Origin of the sequence: Streptococcus infantis, assembly GCF_001579645.1 — a bacterium.
Classification (GTDB): domain Bacteria; phylum Bacillota; class Bacilli; order Lactobacillales; family Streptococcaceae; genus Streptococcus; species Streptococcus infantis_E.
The window spans coordinates 1-25,248 of record NZ_KQ970822.1 but is presented as its reverse complement, the minus strand read 5'-3'; the positions used below and the strand labels follow the sequence as shown (position 1 = coordinate 25,248).

26 protein-coding genes and 1 pseudogene are annotated in these 25,248 nt (G+C 38.3%); 18 read left to right on the top strand and 9 right to left on the bottom strand.

The features are described from left to right. Positions 1 to 153 precede the first annotated feature (153 nt). On the top strand, positions 154 to 348 hold the full coding sequence (locus tag SINDD18_RS07395; RefSeq protein WP_061863667.1) for a PspC domain-containing protein: 195 nt from the start codon (positions 154 to 156) through the stop codon (positions 346 to 348). A 201-nt stretch (positions 349 to 549) separates the two neighbouring features. On the opposite strand, the gene SINDD18_RS07390 is transcribed toward SINDD18_RS07395, so the two are convergent. After that, positions 550 to 1,104 (bottom strand): GNAT family N-acetyltransferase, encoded by a 555-nt coding sequence (locus SINDD18_RS07390; RefSeq protein ID WP_061863666.1) that lies wholly within the window; start codon positions 1,102 to 1,104, stop codon positions 550 to 552. A 108-nt stretch (positions 1,105 to 1,212) separates the two neighbouring features. On the opposite strand from SINDD18_RS07390, the gene SINDD18_RS07385 reads away from it, so the two are divergent. Together SINDD18_RS07385 and SINDD18_RS07380 are read left to right on the top strand one after the other, a co-directional pair. Beyond that, positions 1,213 to 2,583: an MATE family efflux transporter gene (locus tag SINDD18_RS07385; protein WP_061863665.1), complete on the top strand. Its 1,371-nt coding sequence runs from the start codon at positions 1,213 to 1,215 to the stop codon at positions 2,581 to 2,583. Positions 2,584 to 2,680: 97 nt separating this feature from the next. Further along, positions 2,681 to 3,397: a YebC/PmpR family DNA-binding transcriptional regulator gene (locus SINDD18_RS07380; protein WP_061863664.1), complete on the top strand. Its 717-nt coding sequence runs from the start codon at positions 2,681 to 2,683 to the stop codon at positions 3,395 to 3,397. Between the two features lie 44 nt (positions 3,398 to 3,441). On the opposite strand, the gene SINDD18_RS07375 is transcribed toward SINDD18_RS07380, so the two are convergent. After that, the gene (locus SINDD18_RS07375) at positions 3,442 to 4,119 is read right to left on the bottom strand and encodes a CD20-like domain-containing protein (RefSeq protein ID WP_061863663.1); all 678 of its coding nucleotides are present in this window, start codon (positions 4,117 to 4,119) and stop codon (positions 3,442 to 3,444) included. Positions 4,120 to 4,327: 208 nt separating this feature from the next. Here SINDD18_RS07375 and SINDD18_RS07370 point away from each other — a divergent pair, with 208 nt between their 5' ends. The 15 genes from SINDD18_RS07370 (at position 4,328) to SINDD18_RS07300 (ending at position 16,486) form a co-directional block, all read left to right on the top strand. Further along, positions 4,328 to 4,789 (top strand): MarR family winged helix-turn-helix transcriptional regulator, encoded by a 462-nt coding sequence (locus tag SINDD18_RS07370; protein WP_049496870.1) that lies wholly within the window; start codon positions 4,328 to 4,330, stop codon positions 4,787 to 4,789. After that, positions 4,773 to 6,542: an ABC transporter ATP-binding protein gene (locus tag SINDD18_RS07365; protein WP_061863662.1), complete on the top strand. Its 1,770-nt coding sequence runs from the start codon at positions 4,773 to 4,775 to the stop codon at positions 6,540 to 6,542. The genes SINDD18_RS07370 and SINDD18_RS07365 overlap by 17 nt, the downstream gene beginning before the upstream one ends. After that, positions 6,532 to 8,292: an ABC transporter ATP-binding protein gene (locus SINDD18_RS07360; protein WP_061863661.1), complete on the top strand. Its 1,761-nt coding sequence runs from the start codon at positions 6,532 to 6,534 to the stop codon at positions 8,290 to 8,292. Before SINDD18_RS07365 ends, SINDD18_RS07360 begins: the two co-directional genes overlap by 11 nt. A 99-nt stretch (positions 8,293 to 8,391) precedes the next feature. After that, positions 8,392 to 8,895 (top strand): phosphatase PAP2 family protein, encoded by a 504-nt coding sequence (locus SINDD18_RS07355; RefSeq protein WP_061863660.1) that lies wholly within the window; start codon positions 8,392 to 8,394, stop codon positions 8,893 to 8,895. 118 nt (positions 8,896 to 9,013) lie between these two features. Beyond that, positions 9,014 to 9,460 carry a LytTR family DNA-binding domain-containing protein gene (locus SINDD18_RS07350; RefSeq protein ID WP_006155797.1) on the top strand — a complete coding sequence of 149 codons (447 nt, stop codon included), beginning with the start codon at positions 9,014 to 9,016 and terminating at the stop codon, positions 9,458 to 9,460. Between the two features lie 4 nt (positions 9,461 to 9,464). Next, positions 9,465 to 10,139: a LiaF transmembrane domain-containing protein gene (locus SINDD18_RS07345; protein WP_049502863.1), complete on the top strand. Its 675-nt coding sequence runs from the start codon at positions 9,465 to 9,467 to the stop codon at positions 10,137 to 10,139. Between the two features lie 106 nt (positions 10,140 to 10,245). After that, a complete protein-coding gene (rpmB, locus tag SINDD18_RS07340; protein WP_001140948.1) occupies positions 10,246 to 10,434 on the top strand; it encodes a 50S ribosomal protein L28 in 189 nt (62 codons plus the stop codon). 150 nt (positions 10,435 to 10,584) lie between these two features. Continuing rightward, positions 10,585 to 10,950 carry an Asp23/Gls24 family envelope stress response protein gene (locus SINDD18_RS07335; protein WP_061863659.1) on the top strand — a complete coding sequence of 122 codons (366 nt, stop codon included), beginning with the start codon at positions 10,585 to 10,587 and terminating at the stop codon, positions 10,948 to 10,950. Between the two features lie 2 nt (positions 10,951 to 10,952). Further along, complete coding sequence (locus SINDD18_RS07330; protein WP_061863658.1) at positions 10,953 to 12,617, top strand: DAK2 domain-containing protein; 1,665 nt, start codon at positions 10,953 to 10,955, stop codon at positions 12,615 to 12,617. A gap of 164 nt (positions 12,618 to 12,781) precedes the next feature. Then, positions 12,782 to 12,988, top strand: a complete 207-nt coding sequence (locus SINDD18_RS07325; protein ID WP_061863762.1) for a hypothetical protein — start codon at positions 12,782 to 12,784, stop codon at positions 12,986 to 12,988. After that, positions 12,985 to 13,179 (top strand): hypothetical protein, encoded by a 195-nt coding sequence (locus SINDD18_RS07320; protein ID WP_006154913.1) that lies wholly within the window; start codon positions 12,985 to 12,987, stop codon positions 13,177 to 13,179. The genes SINDD18_RS07325 and SINDD18_RS07320 overlap by 4 nt, the downstream gene beginning before the upstream one ends. After that, a complete protein-coding gene (locus SINDD18_RS07315; RefSeq protein WP_061863657.1) occupies positions 13,166 to 14,050 on the top strand; it encodes an ABC transporter ATP-binding protein in 885 nt (294 codons plus the stop codon). The genes SINDD18_RS07320 and SINDD18_RS07315 overlap by 14 nt, the downstream gene beginning before the upstream one ends. Position 14,051: 1 nt before the next feature. Then, a complete protein-coding gene (locus tag SINDD18_RS07310) occupies positions 14,052 to 14,789 on the top strand; it encodes an ABC transporter permease (RefSeq protein ID WP_061863656.1) in 738 nt (245 codons plus the stop codon). Next, positions 14,789 to 15,886: a sensor histidine kinase gene (locus SINDD18_RS07305; RefSeq protein WP_061863655.1), complete on the top strand. Its 1,098-nt coding sequence runs from the start codon at positions 14,789 to 14,791 to the stop codon at positions 15,884 to 15,886. The genes SINDD18_RS07310 and SINDD18_RS07305 overlap by 1 nt, the downstream gene beginning before the upstream one ends. After that, a complete protein-coding gene (locus tag SINDD18_RS07300; protein ID WP_006151288.1) occupies positions 15,887 to 16,486 on the top strand; it encodes a response regulator transcription factor in 600 nt (199 codons plus the stop codon). It abuts the gene before it with no gap. A 64-nt stretch (positions 16,487 to 16,550) separates the two neighbouring features. On the opposite strand, the gene SINDD18_RS11010 is transcribed toward SINDD18_RS07300, so the two are convergent. From SINDD18_RS11010 to SINDD18_RS11005, 7 genes and pseudogenes are all read right to left on the bottom strand, one after another. Then, positions 16,551 to 18,125 (bottom strand): hypothetical protein, encoded by a 1,575-nt coding sequence (locus SINDD18_RS11010; RefSeq protein WP_061863654.1) that lies wholly within the window; start codon positions 18,123 to 18,125, stop codon positions 16,551 to 16,553. 70 nt (positions 18,126 to 18,195) lie between these two features. Continuing rightward, positions 18,196 to 19,416 (bottom strand): DNA cytosine methyltransferase, encoded by a 1,221-nt coding sequence (locus SINDD18_RS07290; protein WP_061863653.1) that lies wholly within the window; start codon positions 19,414 to 19,416, stop codon positions 18,196 to 18,198. Positions 19,417 to 19,446: 30 nt separating this feature from the next. Next, positions 19,447 to 20,871 (bottom strand): hypothetical protein, encoded by a 1,425-nt coding sequence (locus SINDD18_RS07285; RefSeq protein ID WP_061863652.1) that lies wholly within the window; start codon positions 20,869 to 20,871, stop codon positions 19,447 to 19,449. Then, positions 20,868 to 21,902 (bottom strand): hypothetical protein, encoded by a 1,035-nt coding sequence (locus SINDD18_RS07280; RefSeq protein WP_061863651.1) that lies wholly within the window; start codon positions 21,900 to 21,902, stop codon positions 20,868 to 20,870. Before SINDD18_RS07280 ends, SINDD18_RS07285 begins: the two co-directional genes overlap by 4 nt. A 76-nt stretch (positions 21,903 to 21,978) precedes the next feature. Beyond that, positions 21,979 to 22,206 (bottom strand): annotated as a pseudogene (locus SINDD18_RS10575) (hypothetical protein); the annotation flags it as partial. 97 nt (positions 22,207 to 22,303) lie between these two features. Then, positions 22,304 to 24,280: a UvrD-helicase domain-containing protein gene (locus tag SINDD18_RS07275; protein WP_061863650.1), complete on the bottom strand. Its 1,977-nt coding sequence runs from the start codon at positions 24,278 to 24,280 to the stop codon at positions 22,304 to 22,306. Further along, on the bottom strand, positions 24,247 to 25,248 hold a 1,002-nt coding region (locus SINDD18_RS11005), incomplete at its 5' end, for an ATP-dependent nuclease (protein WP_193750842.1). The genes SINDD18_RS07275 and SINDD18_RS11005, both read right to left, overlap by 34 nt.

Sequence of the window (25,248 nt, the reverse complement as noted above, 5' to 3'; positions counted from 1 at the left end):
TACTCAAGTACAGCCTGTGGCTAGCTTCCTAGTTTGCTCTTTGATTTTCATTGAGTATAAAACTAGCATCTACAGATAAAAAGTAGAAAGACTATTGAAAAAGATTTGATTTGATGATAAAATAAAAAGAAAAATTAGTATTAGGAGATTATTATGGAAAAACGTTTAGTTCGTAATGTTCAAGATAAAAAGATTGCTGGTGTTTGTGCAGGTCTTGCTGACTACTTAGATATGGACCAAACATTGGTTCGTGCTATTTGGATTCTCTTCACATTGCTAGGTGGATCAGGAATTCTTGCTTACCTCATTCTTTGGCTCATCATGCCAGAAGCTAGAACAGAAGCGTAAACTTAGTGCATCTTTATAAGATAAATCATGATAAGGCTGAGACAAAATTGTTTCAGCCTTATTTATGATGAGCTAGGGATAGTTTTTTTCAAATTTTCATCTTCTTTGGGAAAAATAAAAAATCACCTGCGATAGGTGATTGTATATCGGTTATAAAGAAAATTACAAATCTTTAATGGAGATTCAAAGTTGCAATCTAGATTAGTGTTCACTAAAGCGACGGTACTCAATGTGGAAGTCAAAGTAATTCTCTTCTTGCAATTTTTGAAAGATATTGCGATAGGCTTCTTCATCAAAATGGTCACCGCGATAGAGAATTTCAAAGCTCATACCCTCGTATTCTAATAGAGCGTTGGCAGTTTTAAAGCCATTTTGTAAGTAAAAGTCCATGCGGGCTTTTCTTTGTTCGAGATTGTCACAGTCTTCGTCTAATCGCTCCACTTCAAGAATCATGGTACGCTGGTAAAAATCAATGAGTTTTTCAATGATTTCTCTCCCGTATCCATGGCTACGGAGATGGGGCATAATGGCAAAGAAGCTAATGTAGAAAGCTTTTTGATTAGAAATGGCAAAAGCGAAGCCGACAAATTCTTCTTCGTTATAAAAGGCAAAAAAGTGGGCGTCATCTCTATTCTGGTAACTTAAAAATTCCTCCAAAGAGACGCGTTCTTCTTCAGGGAAGGCCTCCTTGTTTAATTGTTCCACTTTCTCAAGGTCTGGGAATACATCTGTAATTAACCGACTTGTTAAGCTCATACATAGCCTCCTTTTCTGTCACGATTATACCAGATTGTTTGTATCTAGGCAACGCTTTCTTATCCAAACTCCCTTGTTCCCCTACTAGAAAGCTGATATAATAGCCTTATGAATAAGAAATCAACGGTGGACTTGATTCATGGTCCCATTCTTCCTTCACTGATTAGTTTTGCATTACCGATTTTACTGTCCAATATCTTTCAGCAACTCTACAATACAGCTGATATTTTGATTGTTGGGCGTTTTTTGGGACAAAATTCCTTGGCGGCAGTCGGAGCTACGACAGCCATTTTTGATTTGATTATTGGATTTGCCCTCGGAGTCGGAAATGGGATGGGGGTTGTTATTGCCCGTCTTTACGGTGCTCGTAATTTTACAAAGATTAAAGAGGCTGTCGCAGCGACTTGGATTTTAGGTGCAATCCTGAGTGGTCTTGTGATGCTGATGGGTTTCTTCGGCCTTTATCCACTCTTACAGTACCTAGAAACTCCTATAGAAATTCTCCCCCAATCTTATGAATACATCTCTATGATTGTCAGCTGTGTGGGAGTTAGTTTTGCCTATAATCTCTTTGCAGGATTACTACGCTCGATTGGTGATAGCCTTGCGGCGCTTGCCTTTCTTATCTTTTCAGCCATTGTTAATGTCATTCTAGATTTATATTTTATTACACAACTGCAGTTGGGGGTTCAGTCTGCAGGTCTTGCAACTATCATCTCGCAAGGTTTATCCGCTATTCTCTGTTATTTTTATATCCGAAAGAGTGTTCCAGAGCTTCTTCCAAGCTTGAAGCATTTCAAATGGAATAAGGCTCTCTATGTTGATCTCTTGGAGCAGGGGCTAGCCATGGGGCTGATGGGTTCAATCGTCTCTGTCGGAAGTGTCATCTTACAATCCTCTGTTAATGGCTTTGGAGCAGTTATTATCAGTGCCCAAACGGCAGCACGTAGAATCATGGCCTTTGCCCTATTGCCAATGACGGCAATTTCGGCTTCTATGACGACTTTTATCTCTCAAAACTTTGGGGCAAAACGTCCAGATCGTATCGTCCAAGGTCTTCGTCTAGGGAGCTATTTGAGTATGGCTTGGGCAACCTTTGCTTGTGTGTTCCTATTTTTTGCAAGTCCTAGCCTAGTTTCTTTCTTAGCGAGTTCAACAGATGGTTACTTGATTGAAAATGGGACCTTGTACCTACGTATTAGTTCTGTTTTCTATCCGTTTTTGAGTCTTTTATTGATTTATAGAAATAGTTTGCAAGGACTTGGTCAAAAACTCTTACCCCTCATTTCTAGTTTTATCGAGTTTATCGGGAAAATTGTTTTCGTCGCTTGGATTATTCCATGGGCAGGTTATACAGGTGTGATTCTATGTGAACCGCTACTTTGGCTTGTTATGACTGCACAGCTTTATATCTCACTCTCTCAGCACCCTTGGATAAAAGAAGGCAAGAAAATCTTGGCTGTCGGCGGACAATCCTAGCTTCATTTATAAAAGAAAAATCCATTTCCTCTAGTGAAAATCGACTAGACTTGTGTTATAATAAGAAAGATTAAAATGTGAAAAAAGGAGATTCCTAATGGGACGTAAATGGGCCAATATCGTAGCCAAGAAAACGGCTAAAGATGGAGCTAACTCTAAAGTATATGCAAAATTTGGTGTAGAAATCTATGTAGCAGCTAAAAAAGGTGATCCAGATCCAGAATCAAACTCAGCTTTGAAATTCGTTATCGACCGTGCTAAACAAGCGCAAGTGCCAAAACACGTTATTGATAAGGCTATCGATAAAGCAAAAGGAAACACAGACGAAACATTTACAGAAGGTCGTTACGAAGGTTTCGGACCAAATGGTTCAATGCTCATCGTTGATACCTTGACTTCAAACGTTAACCGTACAGCTGCCAATGTCCGTGCTGCTTTTGGTAAAAACGGTGGAAACATGGGAGCTTCAGGTTCTGTATCTTACCTCTTTGACAACAAAGGTGTTATCGTCTTTGCAGGTGATGATGCTGATGCTATCTTTGAACTCTTGCTTGAAGCAGATGTTGATGTAGACGATGTAGAAGCAGAAGAAGGAACAATCACTGTTTACACAGCTCCGACTGACCTTCACAAAGCGATCGTAGCTTTGCGTGAGTCTGGTATCGAAGAATTCCAAGTAACAGAACTTGAGATGATTCCTCAATCAGAAGTTGAGTTATCAGGTGAAGATTTAGAAACATTCGAAAAACTATACAGCGTACTTGAAGACGACGAAGACGTACAAAAAATCTACACAAACGTAGATGGATTCTAATAGAAAAGCGAACAGGCTTAATAGCTGTTCGCTTTTTTGTTATGTTAAACTTTCACTCCATCATCAGTTTGCTCTGTTCTATCCAAGCCTAGGGCAAATTTACGGACGAGAAGAAACTGGCCGTTTTCCTGCTTTGCGAAAGTGAGTACGACTGTCTTGGTGTTTGAACCGAGGGATAGATAGGTGATTCTCTTGATGTCGTAGTCACCTGAGGTTGACTCAATTTCAGAATCTGGTAGTCCATGCTTGCTGATGATATCTTTGTAGTTGGAGCCACCTTTTCCTCTGTTTGCAGTGTCTCCCTCTATCAAAGCATCGAACTGCTCCTGGGTCCAAGAGAAGGTATCGGTATCTTCGTCTTCATCATGATCTTCATCTGGTCTATAATCTGGTAAGTTTCCAAATTCCTCATTTTCTGTTAAAGAGGTCAGACTTCTGTAGGGGTGACGAAAGTTTTTAGCCAAGTCAGTAAAGACACCAGAAGGTAATACTTGCGTCATTAAGACAAGAAAAATGGATAGAATACCTAGGCTTGTTCCGATGATAGCCAATATTTTACGATTTTTGAGATTAAGGCTAATACCAAAAACTCCTAGGGCTATAGCGATAATGGCAAAGAAAAACGCTAGAATGCTAATGATTGGTAGCCAGGGACCAAGAAGGGCCAGGGCTCCAAAGATGATGGCAAAGATTCCTAAAATTTTCTCTTCTTTATGTTTCATTTGTGAGTTTCTCATTTCTAATCAGGGTGTATTCTTATAGGTGTGAGATAGTGTTTATTATAGATAAAATAAGAGCTGATGTCAATTTCTGCTTAGATAGTTCTCAGGGAAACTTTTTTCTTGACATCTTTTCTGAAAATGGTAAAATGGTTCTCATGGAAACTTAAATGTTCTTATGGGAACTATTTTCGCTTAGAAGGGAGAAAGCATGGATAAACCGATGTTGATCTTTAAACGTTTTGGTCACCAGTTACATCTGATGGTACAAAAGGAAGCCAAGCGTTGTGGTATTGAATTTATGGGAGGACCGCAAGGGCAGGTCATTCGTTTTTTAGAACGTCGTGAGCATGAACAAGAATTAACACTCATCAAAGATATTGAACAAGAACTCAATATTACCAAGTCAGTTGCTAGTAATTTGGTCAAGCGTATGGTACAAAATGGTTTGGTAGAGTTGGAGGCGAGCCCAAGTGATAAACGGGCGAAATTTGTTCATTTGACCGAAAAATCACGCTCTCAAATGAAGCAAGTTAAGTCTTTCTTTGATCGAATTGACCGCAGCTTACTTGATGGTATTTCCGAAGAGAATCTCGCTATTTTTGAAGAAGTCATGGGCCGCCTACAAGCAAATGTAGAAAAAATAGGAGGTAAGAATGAAGAAACTCGCTAAGCGTATCACAGGAAAAGAGTGGGGCATGATTCTAATAACTGTTCTCTTTACCTGTTGCTCGGTCTATCTAGAGTTAGAAGTACCGACTTACGTTTCAAAAATAACAGAATTACTCGGAACACCAGGTACGGAGTTGGGAGACCTTTGGTCGCCAGCAACTAAGATGATGGGTTTGTCATTCTTAGCCTTCCTATCATCTGTAACAGTTGGATTTTTTGCCGCTCGAGTTGCAGCATCCTATACGGCTCATCTACGAAGCGATATTTTTAATCGTGTTTTAGATTACTCCCAGACAGAAATTAAACGTTTTTCAATTTCCAGTCTATTGACTCGGACGACTAATGATATCACGCAGATTCAGATGCTCTTTACCATGGGACTTCAGGTAGTCACTCGCGGACCAATCATGGCATTCTGGGCTATTGGGAAAATTCTTGGCAAGTCAGAATACTGGATTTGGGCAGTAGTGGTGGCAGTCATTGTCAATGTTCTGATGACAACTGTCTTGATGACTTTGGCCTTTCCTAAACAATCTGTCATTCAAAAATTGACAGATAAACTGAATAGTATTACTCGTGAAAGCTTGACAGGGATTCGGGTTGTTCGTGCATACAATGCTGAGGAATATCAAGATAAGAAATTCGAAGAAGCCAATGATGAAGTCACACGACTCAATCTATTTGTCAGTCGCTTAATGGCCATTATGAATCCTATTATGATGGCGATTTCTAGCGGATTAGTCCTTGCCATTTACTGGATGGGCGCTTATATTATCAACGACGCTAGCTTGACAGAGCGTCTCCCCCTCTTTAGCGATATGGTGGTCTTCATGTCCTATGCTATGCAAGTGGTAATGGGCTTCTTACTCATGGGTGCTCTTTTTATCGTCTTGCCTCGTACCTTGGTTTCTGCAGGACGTATCAATCAAGTGCTAGACCTTCATTCCTCTATTGAAAATCCTAGTCACCCACAGACGGCAGATTCTTCTATTCAAGGTCAAGTGGAATACCGCGACGTAACCTTCCGCTACTCTAAAAACTCAGAAGCAGTTGTGGAACATGTCAGCTTCAAGGCAGAAGTAGGGCAAACCATTGCCTTTATCGGTTCAACTGGTTCTGGTAAATCTACGCTTGTGAACCTCTTACCCCGTTTTTATGATGTGTCAGAGGGAGAAATTTTAGTAGACGGCGTCAATGTTCAGAATTATGACTTAGAAGATTTGCGTAATAAAGTTGGCTATATCCCTCAAAAAGCTGTGCTCTTTTCTGGAGATGTTAAGGGCAATCTCGACTTTGGTAAGAGTCAAGAAACGCTACTAAGTGAGACGGCCATGTGGCAAGCTCTGGAATTGGCCCAGTCTAAAAACTTTATCGAGGATAAGGAAGCTGGCCTTGACTCAGAAGTAGCTCAAGGTGGGACCAATTTCTCAGGTGGACAGAGACAACGTCTGGCTATCGCACGCGCCTTGGCTCGTAAACCAGAGATTCTCATTTTTGATGATTCATTCTCAGCCTTGGACTACAAGACCGATCGTATCTTGCGTCAAGTATTAGCTGAAAAAACACAATCCATGACCAAGTTAATCGTTGCCCAACGCATTTCAACCATTATGGATGCAGACCTGATCTTAGTCTTGGATCAGGGAAAAGTCGTGGGACAAGGCACCCACAAGGAACTTCTTGCAAGCAATGAAGTATACCAAGAAATTGCCTATTCACAACTATCGAAGGAGGAATTGGAACATGGAAAATAAGAAAATGTCCTTATGGAAACAGTGTAGACCTTTTCTAGCAGGTCTCCAACTTCCCCTACTAATCGCAGTTGTGGCGGCTATATGTTCAAGTATTATCACGGTTTATGGACCAACTAAGATCAAAGAAATTACCAATTTGATTTCAGATGGGCTAATGACAGAGATTGATCTAGAGGCTGTGTCAAGCATCGCCAGCTTTTTAGCTGTTTTGTATGTACTTGGTGCCATTCTCAACTATACTCAAGCCTATATCTTTTCAACGAGTATCCAACATTTTTCAAAACGCTTGCGGACAGCTATCGCTGAAAAAATTAACCGTCTGCCACTTGCTTATTTTGACCGTCATTCTCAAGGAGATACTCTCTCTCGTGTAACCAATGACGTCGATACGGCAGCTCAGTCCCTCAACCAAAGTCTGGGAACAGTTCTCTCAGCTAGCTTCTTGCTGATTGCTGTTTTGATTACCATGTTTGGGATGAACTGGATTTTGGCATTGGTAACAGTTGTTTCAACACTTGTAGGTTTTGCAGCGGTTTCAGTGATTATGGCCAAGTCACAAGGTTACTTTAAAGCCCAACAAAACAACCTAGCAGCTGTAAATGGCTATGTGGAAGAAATGTACTCTGGGCACAATGTGGTGACTAGCTATAATGCTGTGGAACCAACAAAAGATACATTTGCAGGATTGAATCAGAATCTACATGATAGCATCTGGAAATCTCAGTTTATCTCTGGAATTATGATGCCTGCCATGGTCTTTGTAGGCAACTTTAGTTATGTTCTAGTCATTATCGTCGGTGCTGCCTTGGCTCTTGAAGGGTATATCAGTATCGGGATTATTGTAGCCTTCATGGTTTATGTTCGAACATTCTCACAACCCTTGTCACAGATTGCCCAAGGAATTACCAGCTTACAACAAGCTAGTGCAGCCATGACTCGTGTCTTCGAATTTCTAGGTGAAGAGGAAATGGAAGATGAATCTCATAAGGAAAGACAATTGACCAACATGAAGGGTGAAGTGGTCTTCGACAGAGTTTTATTTGGCTACACACCGGAGCGAACGATCATTCATGACTTTTCTGCGACAGCTCATGCAGGTCAAAAGGTCGCGATTGTCGGACCAACTGGTGCTGGGAAGACGACCATTGTTAACCTCTTGATGAAATTTTATGAGATTGATAAGGGAAGTATTCGCATTGATGGTGTAGATACCAAGGCTATGAAGCGCTCAGAAGTGCACGATGCCTTTTCAATGGTCTTGCAGGATACCTGGCTCTTTGAAGGAACCATTCGTGACAATCTCATCTACAATCAAACAGGTATCAGTGATGAAAAAGTGATTGAAGCTGCCAAAGCAGTCGGAATCCACCACTTCATCACAACCTTACCTGATGGATACGATACTGTTTTGGATGATACAGTGACCTTGTCAGTAGGTCAAAAGCAGCTCTTGACTATCGCTCGTGCTCTGCTCAAGGATGCTCCGCTCTTGATTCTGGACGAAGCAACATCCTCAGTCGATACTCGTACGGAGGAGTTGATTCAAAAGGCTATGGACCGTTTGATGGAAGGACGCACATCCTTTGTCATCGCCCACCGCTTGTCAACAATCCGCAATGCTGACTTGATTCTGGTCATGAAAGAAGGAAACATCATCGAGCAAGGGAATCATGATGAGCTTATGGCTCAGGGTGGTTTCTATGCAGACCTCTACAATAGTCAATTTACAGAAGACCAAGCAGAAGAGTAAATCAAAAGAAGGCTTGACGGCCTTCTTTTTCTGAACTATACTAGAGTAGGAGAAGCTAGTAGGCTTCTTGTGTAAAATCTAAAAATAACGAGAAAATATATGAAAAACTATCAAGAGTGGTATGACAAGAGGAAATCAAGTCTTCTTCGACATCCACAAGGATTACAACTGATGCGAGTCTTTAATCGCATGATGACAGTTCTGATGCCCTTGGCATACTTGACCTTACTGGGAGCAAACTTTATCAGCAAAGGCTTGGGGAAAGAATTTGCTACTTATATCATGGTGCCAGCATTGGGCTTTATCCTATTGACGCTAGTTCGTAAGTGGATCAATCAACCGCGTCCTTATGAGACTTGGGAAATTATTCCGCTACTAGACAAGGACAGCTCTGGGAATTCAATGCCTAGTCGCCATGTCTTTTCGGCAACCATTATTTCCACGGCTTGCTTGCATGCAAATCTTCCTGTGGGGTTGGTTTTGTTGGTCTTATCAGCTCTTCTCGGTCTTGTGCGAGTCTTAGGAGGCGTTCATTATCCCAAGGATGTTTTAGTTGGCTACGCCTGTGGCCTCCTCTTGGGAATTCTTTTCTTTATTTTCTAAAAAGCAAAGCAAGTGGGCTTGGCCTTGTAACCACTTACGGGTCAAAAGTGACCACTTGCTTTTTTGCCCTTGTAAAGTCTTCTGGGCTTTGGTATAGTAGATGCAGAAAGGAGATAGGATGAAGTTACGAATCGAGATTGATAGTGAATTAACTGAGACAGAGATTGTCATCAAGGCTGCAGCTCTGACAGATGAAATAGCTGACTTGCAACGACTCTTGCAAGAAACCAAGGCTCCTAGGTTGATCTTTTATAAGGGGACGGGTGAGTACTACTTAGACTTGGCAGAAATTCTCTTTTTTGAGACAGAAGGTAGCAAGATTTACGCCCACACCCAGAAAGAAGCCTACGAGGTTCGACTCAAGCTTTATGAGTTAGAGTCCATCCTACCCCGCTATTTCAGTCGGGTATCCAAGTCGACCATAGCCAATCTTCGGCAGGTCTACTCGGTGGACAAGTCCTTCTCAGGGACAGGTACTATTTCCTTTTATCAGACCCACAAGGAGGTTCACGTGTCACGACACTACCAATCCCTCCTAAAAGAAAATCTAAGAAACATGAGGTAAGAACATGAAAAAGAAAGCATTTGGTATTGTGTTGCTAGTATTGGCAGCTTTAGTGTTATTGCAGGGAAATTTTGGAATCCCTTCTCTGGGAGGGCACATTTGGCCTTTGATTGGTATTGGATTTTTTGCCTATCAATCAATTGAAGCTTTGCTTCGTCGTCATCTGACATCAGCCTCTTTTACAGCCCTAGTGGCCCTCATGATTGCTAATCATTTTTATGACATTTTACCGATTCCCAATCAGTCATTGTTCTGGGCAAGTATTTTAATCGTAATGGGTGTCAGCGCACTCACTCATTCTAACAGAACTTGGAATGGGAAAAAATGGTGGTATGACGGTGAAAAGACTATTCTGACAGACAAGGAAGTCGCTTTTGGGGCGGGTACATTTTACAAGCAAGACCAAGAATTGGTAGAAGACGAGTTTGAAGTCGGATTTGGGAATGCCAAAATCTATTATGACAATGCAGAGATGTTAGGTGATTTTGCTACTCTGAATATCGAAGTCGGATTTGGGAATGCAGTTATCTACGTGCCTCAACACTGGAGAGTGGACTTGAAGGTGGAAACTTTTTGTGGTGCAGCCAAGGCAGATGCCCCTGTAGCCCCAACCAGCAAAACTTTGATTATCCGTGGAGACGTAGCTTTTGGGAAACTAGGAGTTGTTTACGTTAAATAAAAAAATATTCCAATCCCCTTGCCAAAAAAGAGAAAGTGTGATAACATAGTACAGTATGTGGTGCTAGCACATCCGCTATATTAGATCTAATAGGAGGAAAACACAAATGGCTAAAGTATGTTACTTTACAGGTCGTAAGACTGTATCAGGAAACAACCGTTCACACGCGATGAACCAAACAAAACGTGCCGTAAAACCAAACCTTCAAAAAGTTACTGTACTTATCGATGGTAAACCTAAAAAAGTTTGGGCTTCAGCTCGTGCTTTGAAATCAGGTAAAGTAGAACGCGTTTAATAAAGAGTAAAAGGCCATCAGGTCTTTTTCTTTTGCTCTAAGCTCAAAAAGTCTCGTCAAAGGAGCAAATATCCGCCGATACAGTATTCTGCTTTTACACTTGGCTTGAAATATGATAAAATAGAGTATCAACTAGTTGAGGTAGAAAAAATGACTGTAAAAATTAATACAAAAGATGGTCAAATCGAACTAACAGATGAAGTGATTGCTACCGTTGTAGGCGGTGCAGCAACTGAGATTTTTGGTGTGGTCGGTATGGCAAGTAAGAAAGCCCTCAAAGATAATTTCCAAGCCCTCCTTAGGAAGGAAAATTATTCTAAAGGTGTCGTTGTAAAAGCGACCGAAGATGGTAGCATTGCAGTTGATGTATATACCGTGTTGAGCTACGGAACAAAAATCAGTGAAGTCTCAAAAAACATCCAAGAGCGTGTACGCTTTAGTTTGGAAAACCAACTTGGCATCACTGCTCAAACTGTGAATGTCTACATTCAAAATATCAAAGTTGTAGGAGAATAATCGTGTCAAATATTACTACAAGCTTATTTCAAGAAATGGTACAGGCTGCATCTACTCGTTTGAACAAGCAAGCCGAATATGTCAACTCATTGAACGTCTTCCCAGTTCCAGATGGAGATACAGGAACAAACATGGGAATGACTATCGAAAATGGTGCTAAAGAAGTAGCAGACAAACCAGCTTCAACAGTTGGTGAGGCCGCAAGTATCTTGGCTAAAGGTCTTTTGATGGGTGCGCGTGGGAACTCAGGAGTTATCACTTCTCAGCTTTTCCGCGGATTTTCACAAGCTATCAAGGAAAAAGATGAATTAACAGGGAAAGATCTAGCTCTTGCCTTCCAATCAGGTGTTGAAGTAGCCTATAAGGCCGTTATGAAGCCAGTTGAAGGAACAATCTTGACCGTATCACGTGGTGCTGCCATCGGTGCTAAGAAAAAAGCAGAGCAGACAGACGATGCTATTGAGGTGATGCGTGCAGCCTTGGAAGGAGCTAAAACAGCCCTTGCTAAGACTCCAGACATGCTTCCAGTATTAAAGGAAGTTGGAGTTGTAGACTCAGGTGGTCAAGGTTTGGTCTTCATCTATGAAGGTTTCCTTTCAGCTCTTACTGGTGAATACAGCGCTTCTGAAGACTTTGTAGCTACTCCAGCTAACATGAGTGAAATGATCAATGCAGAACACCACAAGTCTGTAGCTGGACATGTGGCAACAGAAGATATTACTTTTGGTTACTGTACGGAGATCATGGTTGCCCTTAAACAAGGTCCAACTTATGCTAAAGAGTTTGACTACGAAGAATTCCGTAACTACTTGAACGAACTTGGGGACTCATTGCTTGTTGTTAATGACGATGAAATCGTTAAAGTTCACGTCCATACAGAAGATCCAGGTCTTGTTATGCAAGAAGGTCTCAAGTATGGTAGCTTGGTTAAGGTTAAAGTCGATAACATGCGTAACCAACACGAAGCACAAGTGGAAAAAGAAGCTAAAGTTAGCAAACCAGCTGAAGAAAAAGAATATGCTCTTATCGCAGTAGTAGCTGGACAAGGCTTGGCAGACATCTTCCGTGCTCAAGGTGTGGACTATGTCATCGAAGGTGGACAAACCATGAACCCTTCGACAGAAGACTTTATCAAGGCTGTTGAGCAAGTCAATGCTCGCAACATTATCTTCTTGCCAAACAACAAAAATATCTTCATGGCAGCTCAATCTGCAGCAGAAGTATTGGAACAACCAGCAGTAGTGGTAGAAGCTCGTACCCTTCCTCAAGGATTGACTAGTCTTCTTGCCTTCGATCCAAGCAAATCTATCGAAGAAAATAAAGAACGCATGACAGCAGCTCTTGGTGATGTGGTCAGCGGTAGTGTAACAACAGCCGTTCGTGACACGACTATCGATGGTTTGGAAATCCATGAAAATGACAATCTTGGTATGGTAGATGGTAAGATCCTCGTATCAAACCCTGATATGCACCAAACTCTGACTGAAACTTTGAAACATATGTTGGATGAAGACAGTGAAATCGTAACCTTCTATATTGGAGAAGACGGAAGTGAAGAATTGGCTAACCAAATCGCCCAAGAAATCGCAGAAGAATTTGAAGATGTAGAAGTTGAAATCCACCAAGGTCAACAACCAGTTTACCCATATCTTTTCAGTGTGGAATAAGAATTAAATAGAAAACGAAAGAGGTCGGGATTTCCCGACCTTTTTTGATTTGGAAAGAATTCTATTTTCATAGTTGAGTAGACTTTTTGTGACATTTGTCATATCTCCTCATGACAGAAGCTTCTAGTGACACAACCTTCAAAGAATTATACTAGATGTATCAAATGGAGGAAGAAAAAATGAAAGATAAAGTAATTGTCGTAATGAGCTTAGTAGCAGCAGGAGTCATGACTTATCTCATGTTTTCTGGATTAGATGAAGGCTTCTATCATTTCCCTTGGGAGTTATTTGCAGGTTTTGGAATCATGTCTTGGGTGATTCGAGAAGGTTTGAAATTGGTCTCAGATGTGAAAAAGGAGTTTGAAAAATGAAAAAAGCGATTCTCTATCTTTTTATTGGACTATCACTAGTGGTATGGTTGGTAGAAATGTTTACAGGTTGGTTTGATCAAGCCTTCCTTCACCAAGCCATTCGCGGTGCCTGGGGTCTAGGATTTATGATTTTTATCGCCTTTCCGATGGGAAAGGAGTGGCTGAAAGGAGAATATCATGAACATGATTAAGGTAGAAAGCCTAAATAAAAACATCAAGGGCAAGGCTATTTTGAAGGATATTTCCTTTGAGGTAGCTGAAGGTGACTGCGTCGCCTTGATTGGTCCCAATGGTGCTGGGAAGACCACACTCTTGGACTGTTTGCTTGGAGATAAACTGGTCACCAGCGGTCAAGTATCCATCCAAGGCTTGCCAGTGACGAGTTCTCAGTTAGACTATATTAGAGGCTACCTGCCTCAAGAAAATGTCATCGTTCAGAAATTAAAGGTCAAAGAGTTGATTGCTTTCTTTCAAAGCATTTACCCAAATCCCTTGAGCAACCAGGAAATCGATCAACTATTGCAGTTTGACAAACAACAAAAAGAACAATTCGCAGAAAAATTATCAGGTGGGCAAAAGCGTCTCTTCTCTTTTGTCTTGACCTTGATTGGGCGACCAAAGCTTGTCTTTTTAGATGAGCCGACTGCGGCCATGGATACTTCAACCCGTCAACGTTTTTGGGAAATTGTCCAGGATCTAAAAGCGCAGGGAGTCACCATTCTCTATTCATCCCATTATATCGAAGAGGTAGAGCATACAGCGGACCGAATCTTGGTCTTGAATAAGGGAGAGTTGATTCGCGATACAACACCTCTAGCCATGCGCAGTGAGGAGATTGAAAAGCACTTTATCCTTCCTCTATCATACAAGGAAGTCATTGAGCAGTCTAACTTGGTTGAAAACTGGTCACAAAAACAAGATGCTTTGCAAGTAGTCACACGTGAAGCGGATGCTTTTTGGCAACTATTAGTGCAAGCAGGATGTAGGATTCAAGAAATTGAAGTCAATAACCGTAGTTTGCTGGATACAATCTTTGAAGAAACACAAAAGGGAGATGACTAAGATGAAACGATGGATCGCACTAAACAAGATAGAATTTCTATTGACCAAACGACAATTAGTCTATTATCTGTTATCTGTAGGGATGCCGACAGCCTTCTATTTATTCTTTTCAGGTATGTACCAGGACACACCCGGTGGACCAGCTAATTTTATGCGTGATTACCTCATCTCCATGACGGCTTTTTCCATGATGTCGACAGCTATCTTTTCATTTCCAGTTGTTTTACATACCGACAAGATCAACAACTGGCAGAAAATATTACGTCATAGCCCTGTAAATATGGTAGAATATTATCTATCAAAGATAACAAGTATGATGGTTGATTATTTGGTCTCAATTCTGGTTGTTTTCTCAGTTGGGCATTTTGTAAGAGGTGTGGATATGTCTCTTGGAAACTGGATTGGGGCTGCGTTCTTGCTGATAGTAGGAAGTGTTGCTTTTGTAGCACTTGGCTTAACCCTGACTCTCTTACCGTCCAGTCAGCTGATGTCTGTCGTGGGCAATCTTCTTTACTTTGGCTTGGCTGTTTTAGGCGGACTCTGGATGCCTGTCTCTTTATTTCCAGACTGGATGCAAGCAATCGGGAAGCGCCTACCAAGCTATCAGTTGATGGAGTTGCTCGAGACCTTCTTAAACGAGGGTGGCATCAATTTATCAGCCACAGTTTATCTACTTGTTTTTTCAGCAGTTTTGTTTGGTTTGACCATTTACCTTAAAGGTCATAAGGAGAATGCTTAATGCTTGAAAGACTGAAAAGCATACATTATATGTTCTGGGTCAGTTTAATTTTTATGATTTTCCCCATCCTGCCTGTAGTGACTGGGTGGCTTTCTGCCTGGCATTTATTGATTGATATTCTATTTGTAGTGGCGTATTTGGGTGTTTTAACAACTAAGAATCAGCGCCTATCTTGGCTATATTGGGGCCTCATGCTGACTTATGTAGTTGGGAATACTGCCTTTGTTGCTGTTAATTATATCTGGTTTTTCTTTTTCCTATCCAATCTCTTAAGTTATCATTTCAGCGTAAGTGGTTTAAAGTCTTTACATGTCTGGACTTTTCTTCTTGCTCAAGTCCTTGTTGTGGGCCAACTTTTGATTTTTCAGAGAATCGAAGTTGAGTTTCTATTCTATCTACTTGTAATTCTTGCTTTTGTCGATTTAATGACTTTTGGCTTGGTTCGGATTCGGATTGTGGAGGATTTGAAAGAAGCGCAAGCTAAGCAAAATGCCCAGATAAATCTATTGCTTGCTGAAAATGAACGCAGTCGTATCGGTCAGGATTTGCATGATAGTCTGGGACATACTTTTGCTATGCTGAGTGTCAAGACAGATCTGGCATTGCAGTTATTTCAGATGCAGGCCTATCCACAGGTGGAAAAGGAATTAAAAGAAATCCACCAGATCAGCAAGGATTCCATGAATGAAGTGCGAACCATTGTGGAAAATCTGAAATCACGGACCCTAGCATCAGAGCTTGAGACTGTTAAGAAGATGCTGGAAATTGCTGGCATTGAGGTTCAAGTTGACAATCACTTGGACAAGGCTAGTTTGACCCAGGATGTAGAGTCGACGGCTGCTATGGTTTTGTTAGAACTGGCGACCAATATCATCAAGCATGCCAGCGCTAAAAAAGCCTATCTAAAACTGGAACGTACAGATCAGGAATTGGTCCTGACGGTCAGAGATGACGGGAAAGGCTTTGCAACTGTAAAAGGAAATGAACTCCATACAGTCCGTGACCGTGCAGCAGCCTTTTCAGGTCAAGTAGAGCTGGTCAGCTTGAAACATCCAACAGAGGTGCGCGTGCATCTGCCTTATAAGGAGAGAAAGTAGATGAAAGTATTAGTCGCAGAAGATCAAAGTATGCTGAGAGATGCCATGTGCCAGCTCTTAAGCTTTCAACCAGATGTGGAGACTGTCTTGCAGGCAAAAAATGGAGCCGAGGCTATTGAGATTTTGGGGAAAGAAGCAGTAGATATTGCCATCCTTGACGTCGAAATGCCAGTAAAGACGGGACTCGAAGCCCTCGAGTGGATCAAACAAGAAGTGCCTGAAACCAAGGTGGTTATCGTCACGACCTTTAAACGCCCAGGCTATTTTGAACGAGCTGTCAAAGCAGGAGTAGACGCCTATGTCTTGAAAGAGCGAAGCATCGCTGAGCTCATGCAAACCCTGCATACGGTGTTAGAGGGACGCAAGGAATATTCCCCAGAGCTGATGGAAGTCATGATGACTCATCCCAATCCCTTGACCGAGCAAGAAGTCGCTGTTCTACATGGAGTGGCTCAGGGACTCTCCAACCAAGAAATTGCTGACAAGCTCTACCTCTCAAACGGCACCGTCCGAAATTATATGACCAATATCCTCTCTAAACTAGGCGCCAGCAACCGAACCGAAGCAGCCAAAACTGCCGAAGAAGAAGGCTGGTTGTGAGGGAGAGAAGAAAGAAAAAAATCTCTTAGAAATGAATCTAAGAGATTTTTTGTATTATTCAAGTCTATTTTGCTACCCAGCCGATGGCATCGCTAGGTGGGTTTTCGGTATCAATCCAGATGAATTCGATGCCAATTTCCCCGTTTTTAAACTTAGTCAAACGAATACCATTGATTTCCAGTTCATTGAGCCGTTGGCCTGTCAAGACCTCTCGTTCCTTCAACTGGAAAACACCACGCAAAATCCAATTTCCAAGGATTTCTTGCTTATCAGTTGACTGAATCGCCTTACCAGCTTCTTGGTTGATATAGGCATTGATGACATCTCCAGAAGGTAAGAAGCGTAGTTTAAAGGTTCTTTCTTCTTTGGATAGAGCTAGTTTTTTAGTACCAGGTTCAAAAGTCCCAAATCCTGGACCAAAGAAATCAGGTCTTTCGTCGTGAAAGTTTTTTGAGTCAGGCAGAGGAATGTAAACTTCACTAACTGGACGATACACTAACTGCTCAATTTCTTTAATGAGTTTTTCATTGCCAGTATTGTGGACAAAGTTAATCAAGTCTTCACGAATAGCCTTCATCTGAGCTTTTTCTTCCTTGTTGGTCCATTTCTTCAAGAGGATTTCTTCCAGAGAGAAGGTCACAAAAGCTAGTTCTTCTGGAGCCAGACTGTCCTTAAATTTATCCTGAATCTTTAAAATCCGTGGCAGACGATCTTTTTTGGCTAATTTTGAACCGCCGTTAAAGGCATTGAAACCAGAGTTTTCTTCCACATTTCCATGTTTGTCTGTGATAACCCAAGACACAGTTTCTAAAATATCGGATTGTCCCTTTTCAGTTATCAGTAAATGAAGATTTTCAAAGAGAGAAAAAGGATCTTCGATATAATGGACATTCCAAGTGTCTACCACAATGTCTTTATTGTTAAAAGTCATGTGGAGCTGACTGTCAGCTGCTGTGTACTTGTAGTGGTGTTGCCCATCTGTAAAACGAAAATTGGTTGGATTGATTTTGGTAGTTGATCCTTCAATGACCAGATTATCAATATCGACTGGCAAATAAGTCGTTTCTCCAACAAAAATCCTAGGATTTTCTCCCTTTGGTGTTGGCATCAGGACATGGTAAACAGCTTCAACATTGACCGAGTCAGAGTTGAATCCCTTGATTTGCGCCTTAGAAGATTCGATTCTCTGGTTTCTCAAGGCCCCAATCTTTCGTGCTAACTCTTCATAGCGTTGATAGTTTTCCTTGTCTGCAGCTTCTTTATCAGTAGCAATATCTGCATGAAACTTGATATCACCCAACAAGTCTGTCCAAGATTGAGAATCTTTCTTGAACTGGGCAATTTTTTGGTCTCCTGAATTAATCCCAAAAGACTTAATACCCACTAAGTATTTATGATTTTCATCTACAACGACAGAGGCATCATAGGAGGTGTTGGCAATATCTTCCCCTACGGCATTAAAGGCTTTTTGAAAAACAGTCTCCTGAAATTTGGAGTTGACGATAGGAGCGACAGAATGTTCTATTTGTTCCTCGTCTTCGGATTCTGCCTTTTGAGAAAAAGCTTGGCTCAAGCTAGCGAAGTTGGTAATTAAGGTTTTGTATTTATCTTTTTGTTCAGACTTTAGATGTTCCCACATAAGCACCCTCTTTTCTATTTTCAGTATATCAAAAGAAGATTAGTTTTTCACTAATCCTCTTATATATTCGTTAATTGATACTGTAAAATTCAAGTTTGCCTTGTTTTTTGACAAGTCTCAAATACTCTTCATCTGACAGAAGGGTTAAACCATCATCATAAGACTTGATTTTTTCAAGAGCTTGGTCATAGCTATCTACAAAGTCCTTGACATAGGATTGGCCTTCAAACTGGCCATTCATCTTGGTGTAGATAATGGCGAATTTCCCTGACCGTTCCAGTTGAGACTGCCCTTGACTTTCGTTCAAAGCCTTGGCAATATTCTCTGCGATGCGTTTAATCACAGGAACAACTACGCTATTTCCAGCTTGTTTGTAGAGCTGACCATTGGAAACGCCCTCTGGGATTTTAAAGGATTTTGGATAACCTTGAACATTAAAGGTTTCTTTCGGAGTCAACTTCCGAATCTCGCCACTGTCCGTCAAAATCAATGGAACGTTGTGTCCACCAGTTCCCATATTTGCTGTCAAGGTAGGGACAACGCCGTTTTTGTTTTCACGGACATACTGACGACGCCACTGGTAGACCGTATCTTGGTTGGTGACTTCAAATTTCAACTGATCGTAGAAATTTTGCTTGCCTTCACGGTAGTAGTAGATCTCATCTAGCTTATCACCAAAGTTAATCACATCCTGAAGAGTAGTAGTCAGCTTGATTTCCTCTGGGAATTCAAACAAGTCATAAGCTTCCTTGGTATCAAAACCAACGATGTAGATACGCTCACGGTTTTGCGGGATATTCCCATAGTCTTTTCCGTTGAGAACCTTCCACTTGATAAAGTAGTTGTTCTCGGTCAAGGCTTCACGAATGACCTTGAAGGTATTGCCATGGTCATGACCGACCATGTTTTTGACATTTTCGATGAAAATAGCTCGAGGTTTGCATCCCTCAATCATGCGAAGCAATTCGAAGAAAAGATCGCCACGGTCATCATCAAAGCCCTTGCGATAACCCGCAATACTAAAGGCCTGGCAAGGAAAACCTCCCATAATCACATCCACGCGCTCAGCTGGAATATCCTCTGGCTGAACATCGTGAATATCACGACCATCCAAATAGGTATCTGGATGGTTTAACTGATAAGTCTGACGCGCATACTTATCAAATTCATTGGCATACACCACTCTGAACTCGTTGGTCTGTTCAAATCCCAACTCAATTCCCCCAACACCTGAGAAGAAAGCTGCAATATTGTACTTCTCAGGTCGGTTCGAACTTACAGAATTTGTCATGTAGTAACCTGCTTTCTAAAAGATTTATTATTATTCAAGTAAATTTCTTTGTAATTCTATTAGAGTATCTACATCAAAACTACTATATTTAAAAATTGAAGCAATAATAATTTGATTATCGCTAAATTCATCGTTTAAGATATCGAACATATCTTCAATATTTTTTTGATCAACCTCTCTACCACTTGGAGAATCTAAAACGATTGGAAGTGTTAGCCCAATATATTTTTGAATTTCAATTATATACGCCATTTTATAGCAAAATACAATTTTATGTAATACCGAACCACTCAACGACTTTAGATCTGATGTGAATACAAAATTTTTATCCGAATTTAAGTATTCTACAACATTCAATTTCCTTGCAAATTTTAAAATATTATCAAAAATATGTTGATTAGTATCATCACGTAACGAAAACTTTATTCTATCATCAATTTCTTTTTTGTATTCCTTAAGCCTTTTTATTTCAGAATCAATAATTTCTTCTGGTGCTGTGATAAGTTGTAATCGTTGTTCAAAAAGCTCAATAGGATTTTCAACTTTTACAAGGTACTGAGAATTATTGATCTCTTGCTCTAATTCGAGTTCTTTTTTTTGTAATTTTTCTATTTCTTGTCCCAAATGAAATACTCGCAGTTCAATTACCGTTTGCGTTTCCTTAAAACCTGAGATATTATCCCGAGTTAATTCTACTATACTTCCATCTGGACAGCGAACACTTAATCCCAAACTTTCAACATACTTAAGATAATCTTCATTTTTAGTCAAAATATTTTTTAAAATAGATTGTTTTCTTAATAACTCATTTCTGTTATTTCTAGTTATTAAAAGTCTATTTTCTAAATCCGATACCTTATTGGTCTGAAAATTACTTTTATCCATTAAATCAAAATTTTCACTCTGAAATAAAATAATTTTCTGCAATTCACTTAATTTATTTAGCTCTACAGCAATTTTATTTGCTTCAACTCTTAAATGTGATATATCTTTTTCAGAAATTCCTTCTATTAAAGTTTCAACTTTAAATTTTATACCACCTATAACGGTTCCTCTATTTAGCAGGGTCCATCCTTTATCTTGATCCAAATATATACAACCTAACAGACTTTCTAAAACGTTGATATTACTTGTTTTAAAAATTTTCCCTAGAATATAATATAAATCTCTTGGCAACTCTAAAGACTCAGTTTCCCCTCCCATCTCTATTTTTATATTATTATTATTACGCCACAAAATTATTAATTGATCTGTCTCAATAATCAATTTTGTTTGTAGTTTAGAAAATCTAATTTTCTTTGTAGACGGTATAGAATATCCCATTGAATAAAATAGCAATCTTAACAAAGTCGACTTACCTACACTATTGACATTACTATAAATTTCTGTTTTCTTACCAAATTCAAATTTTTTTGTTTCATATCCACTGATAATTTCTAGCGACTTAAAATTCATATATCTAATCCTCTTCTAATGCGGTCTATATCTGAGTTCGAAGACAAAATTTGAAATAGTATTACTTTGGTTAAGTCTTCTAAAAGATGAGAAGATATTTTATCATGTAGATTCAAAATATCATCTTGGAATCTAGTGTAATGTTCTTTAATGAAGTTCTCAACCATATCCCTTCGTGTGGGATAGCTCAACGAAAATTTATTAAATTCAGTTGTTACAGAAGTGACAAATTCAAAATCTAGTGACTTATTTAAAATTAGTTCTGACAAATCTGTCTTCAAACTAGTTTCATTAATTTTTGGAATATCAAATAATTCATATACCATATTCTCTTCAATATTAATACTATGCAGAATTATCAACCACCCTAAATCTTTTATGGTTAAATCGACTCTTCTAGAAGCATTATTTTTAAACTCGTTTTGCAAATTAGAAAAAATTTTACTTGCTTTAAACCTTGGGAAACCAATCTCATCTAAACGATCAATTACTTTTTCCCTGATATGCCGATAACGTGTTTCGTCATCACTTCCATGAAAAGTTATTTTTAGGATACGAATATTTTGTTTAAGTTTCTCAAAATCAATTACAACAGTCGTTTTATTAAATATTGAATCAATTTTTTTCTTATGAGTCTCAGGAAGTTCAACATAACTCAAATTCACCCTAGCTCCCTGAAATAAATTTGGGTATTTATTTGCTCTTATAGGAATTTCAATATTATTTCCATAAATGACCTCGCTATATTTCTCATTCACTTTATCCACAGTATTAATTAAAGAATTAATAGCATTATTCAAATGTTGATTAGTTGTAGAACTTGAATACGGATTTTCCTGGGCTTTAGCCTGTATATAAATTGGTTCTTTATTACGGAAGTATATCTCAATATCTTCTGTTGGACCTTCAACTTTAAATTTTTCAACTTGGGTTAGGTCCTGATCCATAACTAAGTATAACGCCAGATTATATTGAAAATCCCAACCAAACGCAGAGGAAGTCGCATTTGTATTTTTATGATGAGTAGTCATTAAAAATCATCTCTCTAAAAGTATTCTCAGTTTCTATTATACCAAAAAAACACGGCATTCCGCCGTGTTTCTGTGTTTATTTCACCAACTTCTTCATCTCATCAATACGTGCTACGGTCGCGTCGTATTTGGCTTGGTAGTCGGCTTGTTTGTCGCGTTCTTTTTGGACGACTTCTGGTTTGGCATTGGCTACGAAGCGTTCGTTAGAGAGCTTTTTGCCGACCATATCCAGTTCTTTTTGCCATTTAGCGAGTTCCTTGTCGAGACGAGCGAGTTCTTCTTCGACATTGAGGAGGTCTACTAACTGTACTATAGTCCTAGATTTTCCGAATCAGCGTAATATTTATTTCTACGCACTTATTACAAATTTCATATTTCAGATGTCTTCAGACTTTATATATCTATATCTGAAAACCAATTTGTTTGAAATAATTCTTAAATTCCTCCATATTGTCAATTTGATTTGCATTAATCAATACAACTAATTCTTCTTCAGCTCGAGAACACCCAACATAAAAAAGTTTGTAAGCTGTTAAGACTGATCTAACTAAATTATTATTAAAAATATTTTCTTGTATCTTCTTTATTGCTGTTTTCTTTTGAAAGTTAAGTTTATTTTCTTTTAAACAAATAAATTTAAAATAATCATTATCTAGATACTTATTAAAAATCTCTTGAAAATCACTAAAGTATCGTTCTCTATCTGCTGCTTTAATTTCCTTAATTTTTTTTCCTAGTTTTTCTTCTAGTGATAAAATATCACGATTAAAATCATAATAAAACTGTTGAAACCTATCGAAATTAAATGAAATATTTTGAGTATAAAAACGTGTAAATAGGTTTAGAAACTCATATATCTTAATACCTGGGTTACTTGAATCCTCAGCTACAAGTAGTATCTTTTTATGCCCTTCTCCCTTAACTCCATGTTGTGTTGACACCATAGGGTTTCTATTATATTCATCAATCAATTTAAATAATTCAATTGATGAAGAGAATAAATCAGTATAGAGAAAAGAGCCATTTCTTTCATATGAGGATATAAATTTATAGAAATCACTACTGATAATTTTCTCATTAACTAATTCCTGAAGTACGGTTTCTAGCGAAGAATCAGATTCTAATAATTCGATAAAGAAATTCATTTTTTCTTTCAGTTTTAACTTATCCTCATGAAGTTCAATTTTCAAAAGATGGTTATTAAAAACTGAAATAAATTTACCAAAAGATAAGTTTCTTTTGCTATTCTTTAAGATACGAATCACTTCACCATAATTTTTATTTTTATATTCATTCAATACCTGAAATAGCAAACTTAAAAAAGACATTAGCACATCAGGATTTTCATCATAGTTGCTGTTTGTCAAAACATCCATTACACTAACACGACCATTATTAGGGTATATTTTCTGATATATTGTATAGATTTCTTCAGCAGACTTCCCACTATTATTGATGTTTTGAAACCTTTTTTTATTAATTGTTCTTAATTTATAAAACTCTTCATAAGCCTCTCTATTATCAAATAAATATTTTTCAATGTTATCTGTGAAGACTAATTGAGGGAATTGACCTTTTTTGCCTTTGTAGGCGACTTGTTTTACTCTAGAAGAAGATTGGTATAAATTATTTAATAAATCAACTATTTCTTCAGAGGATCGGTAATTGGTGGTAAAGGTTTTTGAGAGATTACCATCAAATTCTCTAAATTCAGTTTCAAACGAACCATCATATTTATTATAAATTTCTTGCATCTTGTCTCCAAGAAAATAAACATTTGTTGAACTATCTTTAGCCGAATTATAAAAAAATCTCAAAATAACTGCATTTGTATCTTGAACCTCATCAATGAAAATATAATCATACATCTCACGTAACTTAAACCCAATTTTAGGAAATCTATCTATTAATTTAAATGAAAAGTTCAATAAATCATCATGAGATAAACCACCATTTAACACGGATGAGTATTGTCGTTCATTATAATAAATTTCATATAAATTTGATTTTATTGTCTCCTCAGAAACTTCACCCTCTACTTGAAATCTTTCTTTATATCTATTTAATTTTGTTTCTTCTTTGAGTGTAGTCTCAATTTCTTCTTTATAAATTTCAAGATAATAGTCTATAACTTTCTCATTTCTAAAGAATGGCTTTAAAAACTTATTTAAGAAACTATGAATAGTTGATATTTCAACGTTTGGAGAAACAATTCTTTCCTGCATTACTTGGGAGGCTCTATTAGTATAGGTAATACACAAAATTTTAACAAATGGTTCATTATTAAGAATATCGTTAATAGTCTTACTAATAAAGTAAGTCTTGCCACTTCCAGCAGGAGCATTTATTTTGTAGAAGTTATTTTGTTGTTGAGCCATAATAATCCCTCCTCGATATAATTAGGTAGTATTTCAGCTTCTTTTCCATTCATGATAATTGAATACATGAAGTCGGTTTTGTCCATACTATTTACAACATCTCTGATGCTGATTGCTAATCCCTTTTTAGTCGGGATAGAAAAATCTAATTTTGATTCAATCTTTATATCTTTCCAAAAATCTCTCCCATATTTTATAAATACACCTTTATTCCTATTCTTATTTGCTTGATTGTATTTTCTTGATTTTATATTTCTTTTGACTCTTTTTTTATTCACAAATGCTGTAATCATTTTTGATTTGAACTTTCTTTGATCTACATTAGAATAAGTAGTAATATGGTAAACTAAATTACATAAAAGTTTATATAAAATTGCTTCTTCCAAGGTTCTTGCATACCCATCTATGTCTGTTTGAGTAAAAATTTCAATATTCTTTTTCCTATCCTGTTTCTGTTGGTGATATATACTGCCAACATTACAATTTCTATCAGGAAATATCGAATTTAAAGTTGTATTAGAAGACTTATCCTTATCTATTTTAAATAAATTTACTCTATCTTTATCGTAATCAATATCAGTAAAGACACAGGCCGTCATTCTCAATTCATTTAATAGTGGAAAATACTTATGTGCGTGATCTCCGCCACATTGACAATAACTTATATATTGGCGAGTTAAATTGATATATTTTGAATGTTTCCTATTAATCAAACTTTCAAAATACATTCTCTCCGCATCACCCTCATAAAAGATAACAGCATCTGAAAAAATTAAATCTGCGAAATTCAATTTAAAGAATGTTTCATAAAATTTTTTATCTCCATTATTAACAATAAATTGATGCAAATCAACTATACGATTCATAAAATTATTTTCTGAACGAATGACTTTTATATCATTAACATCTACATTTTTAACAATTTCGCTTGAATGAGTTGTAATAATTCCTTGTAGATTTTTTTGTTT